General features: G+C 69.2%; 1 pseudogene. It reads left to right on the plus strand.

The annotated features are described in order from the left end of the window. Nucleotides 1-332, plus strand: a pseudogene (locus JHN45_RS52660) (hypothetical protein); the annotation flags it as partial. Between the last annotated feature and the right edge of the window lie 19 nt (nt 333-351).

Raw genomic sequence — 351 nt, forward strand, 5'->3', positions numbered from 1 at the left:
TCACCGTCACGGTCCGCGGCATCTACTTCGACAAGGCGGAACTTCTCGGTGGCGCGAGCACGATGACCATCGCCGGCGTCCCGGCCGAACTTCCCGGGGACGACCCCGCCCCCACGACCGAACCACCCGACCAGGAGACCTTCGAGGTCGTCGTCCCCGATCCGGGGCCGGGAAGCTACGGACAGAAGGTCGCCGTGAGCCTCACCCACAACGGGGGAACGCCGGTGACCCTGAAGAACGCCTTCACCCTCGTCGCTCCAGGCTCCCCCGACGAATCGCCGGTCACCTCCCCCGGGACCTCCCCCTCGACAGACGCCACCCACTCCCGGTGAACGCCCCCACACCAGAACC

It is taken from the genome of Streptomyces sp. MBT53, from assembly GCF_016654115.1.
Lineage (GTDB): Bacteria > Actinomycetota > Actinomycetes > Streptomycetales > Streptomycetaceae > Streptomyces.